Source organism: uncultured Caballeronia sp. (genome assembly GCF_964243625.1).
Classification (GTDB): Bacteria; Pseudomonadota; Gammaproteobacteria; order Burkholderiales; family Burkholderiaceae; genus Caballeronia.
Genome location: NZ_CAXTGZ010000375.1, coordinates 1 through 6,109, shown reverse-complemented (window position 1 = coordinate 6,109; position 6,109 = coordinate 1). Strand labels below are relative to the sequence as shown.

Annotated in this window: 6 protein-coding genes; all 6 read right to left on the bottom strand. The window is 61.6% G+C overall.

Features of this window, described 5'->3' with window-relative positions; genetic code table 11:
- Positions 1-650: CaiB/BaiF CoA transferase family protein (locus tag ACFFAR_RS22120; RefSeq protein ID WP_375508477.1), on the bottom strand; the 650-nt coding region annotated here is incomplete at its 3' end.
- The gene (locus tag ACFFAR_RS22115; protein WP_075357459.1) at positions 647-1,831 is read right to left on the bottom strand and encodes an acyl-CoA dehydrogenase family protein; all 1,185 of its coding nucleotides are present in this window, start codon (positions 1,829-1,831) and stop codon (positions 647-649) included. The genes ACFFAR_RS22115 and ACFFAR_RS22120, both read right to left, overlap by 4 nt.
- A gap of 44 nt (positions 1,832-1,875) precedes the next feature.
- Positions 1,876-3,258, bottom strand: coding sequence for an MmgE/PrpD family protein (locus tag ACFFAR_RS22110; protein WP_174362955.1), 1,383 nt, complete (start codon positions 3,256-3,258; stop codon positions 1,876-1,878).
- Positions 3,255-4,601, bottom strand: a complete 1,347-nt coding sequence (locus tag ACFFAR_RS22105) for an MFS transporter (protein WP_062001715.1) — start codon at positions 4,599-4,601, stop codon at positions 3,255-3,257. The genes ACFFAR_RS22110 and ACFFAR_RS22105 overlap by 4 nt, the downstream gene beginning before the upstream one ends.
- Positions 4,602-4,730: 129 nt before the next feature.
- On the bottom strand, positions 4,731-5,231 hold the full coding sequence (locus ACFFAR_RS22100) for a MaoC family dehydratase (RefSeq protein WP_062001714.1): 501 nt from the start codon (positions 5,229-5,231) through the stop codon (positions 4,731-4,733).
- A 79-nt stretch (positions 5,232-5,310) separates the two neighbouring features.
- A partial coding sequence (locus tag ACFFAR_RS22095) for a LysR substrate-binding domain-containing protein (RefSeq protein WP_375508476.1) occupies positions 5,311-6,109 on the bottom strand: 799 nt, incomplete at its 5' end.

Sequence of the window (6,109 nt, the reverse complement as noted above, 5' to 3'; positions counted from 1 at the left end):
TACCACGTCGCGACATAAGCGAGATTGTGCATGGCGACATCGAAGAGACTGACGTCCATGTCGCGGCCGATGCCGGAAGCGCGCGCCTGCACGATTCCTGCAAGCAGCGCCATGGCGGCGGTCGTGCCCGTCATCAAGTCGATGATCGACAGCCCGAAGCGCGCCGGCGGACTGTCAGGCTCGCCCGTGACCGACAGATACCCTGCTTCCGCTTGCATCAGGTAGTCGTAACCCGGCCACGACGCACGGCTTCCGGTGCGCCCATAAGCCGACAAGTGACCGCAGACGATCGCCGGATTCGACTCTTTCAGCTGGTCGTAAGTCAGCCCGAGCTTTGCGGGCAGATCGCCGCGCAGGTTGTTGAAGACCGCGTCGCTTTTCTTCACCAGGTCGAGAAGGACGCCGCGTGCTTCCGGCTTCTTGAGATCGAGCGTCAGGCTGCACTTATTGCGGTTGAACGCCTCGAAAAAGTGGCTGTCGCCTTCGCCAAAAAAATATGGACCGACCGCGCGCCCGACATCGCCGCCTTCGCGGAAATTCTCCACCTTGATGATTTCCGCGCCGAGATCGGCCAGATGCTGCGTCGCGAACGGACCCGCGCCGTACTGTTCGACCGCGACAATACGCACGCCTGAGAGCGGCAAAGTCATACCGGATTCCTCGCAATAAGGTTCTTGGCGATGATGATTCGCTGCATCTCGTTGGTGCCTTCGCCAATGCACAAGAGCGGCGCATCGCGGTACAGGCGCTCGACGTTGAACTCCTTCGAGTAGCCATAGGCGCCATGAATTCGCATGGCCTCGATGCTGTTCTCAAGCGCAGCTTCAGTGGCGAAGTATTTCGCCATGCCGGCTTCCATGTCGCAGCGTTCGCCGCGGTCGTAAGCAACCGCCGCCGCTTCGGTCAAAAGACGCGCAGCCTGCAAGCGTGTCGCCATCTCGCCCAGCTTCAGCGCAATCGCCTGATGTTCGCAAATCGGCTTGCCGAAAGTCTTGCGCTGCTGCGAATAGGACACGGATTCATCGAGCGCTGCCTGCGCCACGCCCACCCCACGCGCGGCCACGTTGATGCGCCCCAGTTCCAGGCCGCCCAGAATCTGTTTGAGTCCTAGTCCTTCTACGCCGCCGATCACCTGCGACACCGGCACGCGAAAATCCGTGAAGGTCAGCTCGCACGTATCGATACCCTTGTACCCGAGCTTTTCGAGCTTGCGGCTGACTTCGAAGCCCGGACCCTTTTCGACGAGCAGGAGCGTCATGCCCTTGTGCCGCGGCTCCGCCTTCGGATCGGTCTTCACGAGCAACGCCAGGACGTTCCCGTGCAGGCTGTTCGTGATCCAGGTCTTGTTGCCATTGACTACATACTCGTCGCCCTCGCGCCGCGCCACCGTGCGGATCGCCTGAAGGTCCGTGCCGCAATCCGGCTCCGTCAGCCCAATGCCGCCACGCAATTCGCCGGTCGCCATGCGCGGCAGATAGGCACGCTTCTGTTCCTCGGTGCCGTTGCGCTGCACGGTCATCGCCATGATCAGATGCGAGTTGATGATGCCGCTCACCGACATCCAGACCGCCGAGATCCGGTCGACAATCTTCGCGTACGTCGATGTGGAGAGACCCAGTCCGCCGTATTCCTGACTGATCAGGCATCCGAACAATCCCATGTCCTTCATTTTCTCGACGATCTCGTGCGGGTACTCGTCGGCCGCTTCGAGTGCGTGGACATACGGCTTCACTTCCGTCTTGAGAAAACGGTCGAGCATGTCGAGGATCAGCACCTCGTTAGCTTTCGCCTCTTCTGCTGTTTCAATCGTTTCTACATCGATGGTAGCCATGAAAATCTCCTGCCCTGACGGGCCCTGAATGCATGCAGCAACAATTAGCCGGGACGGCGCAGCACGTCTGCGAGCGTGGATACGGAAGACCGTTCGAGATTCAGCACGGCGTCGCGCACCTGCGCGGCGCGCTCGCGCGAGACCACGCGCTGCGCGTTATCGAAGAACTTGGCGACGATGTCGTCGTTGGTCAGCGGCCGATCGGACGAGCCGCGATTGATCGCCTCGCGATGCGCAAGACGGCGGCCATCGCGTGTGAAGACAATCACTTCGCCGGTGTAATGGCGCGGGAACGTGGACTCGTGATCCACTTCGTAATTGACGCGTTGCGCCAGGGCCAGCACGGCTGGATCGGCGAGCGCCGCGTCGTCGAGGTCATCGAGCGTGAAGCGTCCCTTGAGCAAGCCTGTTGCCACGATGTACGGAATGCTGAACTGCGCGTCGTAGCTGTTCGCCGGACGCTTCTTGTTCGCGACCGGCTCGCAGATCACGTTCACGGTCGCACCCGGCACGCGCACGACGACGTTTTCGATTTCATCGATGCTGAGGCCGTACTGCTTGTGCAATTCGACCGCGGCATCAGACGATGCATGGGTGAAATGGCATGCGGGAATCGGCTTGAGCGCAACATGGTCGATCTCCCATTGCTCGCCGAGCCCGTTCGTCGCAATGGAAAGATCCGGCGTGGCATCGTCATTCAGGTGCAGCGAATAAAGCCCATAGCGGCCTTCATAAGGCGCGCCGGGACCCACGAATCCATGCTTTGCAAGCGACGCCGCAACCGTGCCGCTGACCGCGGCCCAGCCCGGATGCAGACGCTTGGTCCACGCGCCGTCCTGCAGGAATTCCAGGCTGCCCGACGCCATGGACAGCGCAATGCCCTGCGCATGCGTCGCGCGGGCTTCGTCGAGACCGAGGAGACGTGCGGCCGCCAGCGTGCAGCCGAACGCGCCGGCCAGTCCCGTGGGATGAAAACCCGTCTTGTGGAAACCACCTTGCGCAACGGCGCCCACCCGGGTCGATACTTCCATCGCACAAAGATAGGCGGCGAGCAGATCGGCGCCGCTTGCGTTCTCGCGCTCGCCGAGCCCGAACACGCAGGGCAAGGCGCTCGCGGTCGAATGAATGACGCCGCGTGCGTGGGTATCGTCGAAATCGAGGCCGTGGATCAGAAGGCCGTTGAAAAGCATTGCGTCGCGCATGGCAAGCCGCTCCGAATGCGCGAACACCGACGCGTGGCCGCTGTCGAGTTCCTGCATGGCGGCAAGTGTCGCACGCGAATAGTTGAACGTGGTCGTGGCAAATGCGAGACCGATGCTGTCGAGTATCAAATGCTTGGCGCGTTCGCGGACGGCCTGGGGCACATCGTCGAGCCGCAGGTTCGTCGTGAAGCGTGCAAGCGCTGCGGAGATGGAAGTTGAGCTCACCGTGCAATTCCTCCTTGCTTGAAATCCAGTTGGGTATCGAGCGCATCTTCGTCGGGCGAGGCCGCTTCGAGCGAATACTGGTTGGCATCGACACCCAGTGAAATGACCGCCACGATCAGCAGCACCAGCACGCCCGAGACCATGCCGAGCACCCCGAATAACCCGAACTGCTGATACAGCAGCACGGCGGCATACGACGTGGTCATGGACGCAAGCCGGCCGCATACGCCCGCGGCACCCGTTCCCCGCAAGCGCAAGGCAGTCGGGAACAACTCGGGCACGTAGCCGAAAAGGCCCAGCGTGACGATGGCGAAGATGCAACTCACCAGGACGAAGCCAACGCACGCAATCGCCACGTTCGCAACCATCTGCGGATAGATGAAACCGAGCACGATGGTCATCGCCGAGAAAAACACGAGACCCTTGGCGCGGCCCAGCCGGTCGGCGCTGAGAAAGCCGAGCACCGCGCCAAACGGCGCGCCGAACGACATCAGCGTGGTGAAGCCCAGCGATGTCACGACGTCCCGGCCTTCCCTCACGAAGAAGGTCGGCAGCCACGCAACAAAGCCGTACACCGCGACATTCACCGCGACCGCGGTAAGCGCCGCCGTCAGCGTGCGGCCGATCATGCCGCGCCGGAACAGTGCGCTGAACGGCAGTTGCGGGACTTCGAGATTCTGCGTGCGCGCGCATTCGGGCAACGGCCCGCGCTGCTTCGCCACCTCCGCTTCGATTGCGCTGACAGTACGCTCCGCTTCTTCAAGGCGGCCGACCGATTCGAGCCAGCGCGGCGACTCCGGCATGCTGTGGCGCAAGGCCCAGACGATCATCGCGCCGATCCCCGCAATGCCGAACATCCAGCGCCATCCGAACATCGGAATCACGACATAGCCCACACTCGTGGCGATCACGAGCCCGGAGTTGACGATCAATCCGAGCAACGAGATCCATCGTCCGCGATACGCCGGCGGAATGAATTCGCACAGCGTGCCGGCCGCAACCACGAGTTCCGCACCGAGCCCGATGCCCATCAGGAAACGGCAGCCGATCAGCCAGTAGATGCTCGGCGCGAACGCGGCGGCAATCGACATGACGCCGAACAGCGCGAGGTTGAACTGGTAAGAAGAGCGGCGTCCGAACCGGTCGCCGAGATAACCGGACAAGCCCGCACCGATCACCATCCCGAAAAATCCCGCCGATACAAACAGCGCATTCAACTGAAGCGTCGAGAAGCCCTGCTTCATCATCGCCGCGGCAACGCCACCGGCGAGATACACGTCGAATGCATCGAGGCACGCTCCCGCGCTGATAAGGCCGAGGATCTTCCAGTGGAAGCGCGCCATCGGCAATCTGTCCAGGCGCGCGCCTGAGCTTACGAGTTGATTCACAGTCGTCTCCTTACTGTGAGAGTGAGTTGAAACGCCGTTCGTTCTTGGGCCGACTCGACATCTCCTGCGGGTTGAAACGGTGTTCTAATCCCCCGTGCCGTGACCGCGTTTCGCGATCAGCGCGGTGCGTACGAAGTCCATGACCGCGGTGCCGTCCTGCTTGAATGCACGCGTGTGAACCGTGACGATGCCTTGCGTGGGACGGGATTTCGATTCACGCTTTTCCAGCACTTCCGACTCGGCATACAGCGTATCGCCGCAAAACACCGGACCTGTCAGCTTGATCTCTTTCCAGCCGAGGTTGGCGATGGCTTTTCCGCTGACATCGTTGACGGACATGCCGAGCACGATCGCAACCGTCAGGCCGCTATTCACCAGCAACTGGCCAAATTCGCTTTTCGCCGCGTGAGCGGCGTCGCAGTGCATCGGATGAAAGTTCATCGTCAGCAAAGAGAAATGGATGTTGTCGGCCTCGGTGATCGTGCGGCCCGGACGATGTTCGTAGATATCGCCGACCGTGAATTCCTCGAAATACCGGCCATAGCTTGCGCGATACCGCTGCTTTCCCACTTCTTCAGCTTGCATGCTCGATGCTCCCGTCTCAATTGTTAGTTTGTACGGACAAAGTATCGGCTTGAAGTCGGGCAGCGTCAATCGAGGGTATTCACCGACGACGTTCCTTGCTTTTGACCCCAGCGCGGGGGCGTGGCCTGGTGGCTGGCGGTGCGGGCTCAGGCGGCGTTTGAAAGACAGTCATCCGTTCCAGGATCCACTTCAGCAACTCTTTGGCGGCTGCGGCGAGCGGCCGCCCTGATTTCACCAGCACCCGCGCCTTCGCTGCCTCGAAGACCGGATGCCTGATTGGCAGCGCCACCAGTTCGCCCGCGGCAATTTCCCGATACACCGAGAACGCGCCGATCAACGTCGCGCCCTCGCCGCGCTTCACGAAGTGACGTAACACCGCCAGCGAATTCGTCGTGAGTGTCGGGCGAATTCGCAGATTCTCTGCATACGCAAGCAGTTCGACCACTTGACCGAGACCGAAGGCCGGCGGCATCAGGGCGAGTGGACACTGCAGCATCTCATCGACAGTCACGGGACCGCCGCGCTGTGCGAGCGGATGCTGTGCATGGACGAGCAGCACGACGGGCTGCGACGCGGTTGCCCGGTATTCGATCTCCGCATGCGCGGGCGGGTTATAAGCGAGCCCGATGTGCGCGCGACTCTCCGCCACCTCGACCTGCACGTTGTTGACCGGCAAGATGTCGACGGCCACATCCAGGTTCGGGTATTGAATGCAGAAGTCCGTGAGCACCTGCTCCATCAATCCGTCTATGTACCCCTCGCTGATCGCGAGCCTGATCTGCCCGCGCTGCAGGCCGCGCAGTTCCTGGAGATGGTCTTCGAGTTGTTCCTGCTGCGACTGGCAGCCGCGCCAGTATTCAAGCAGATGCGATGCTGCG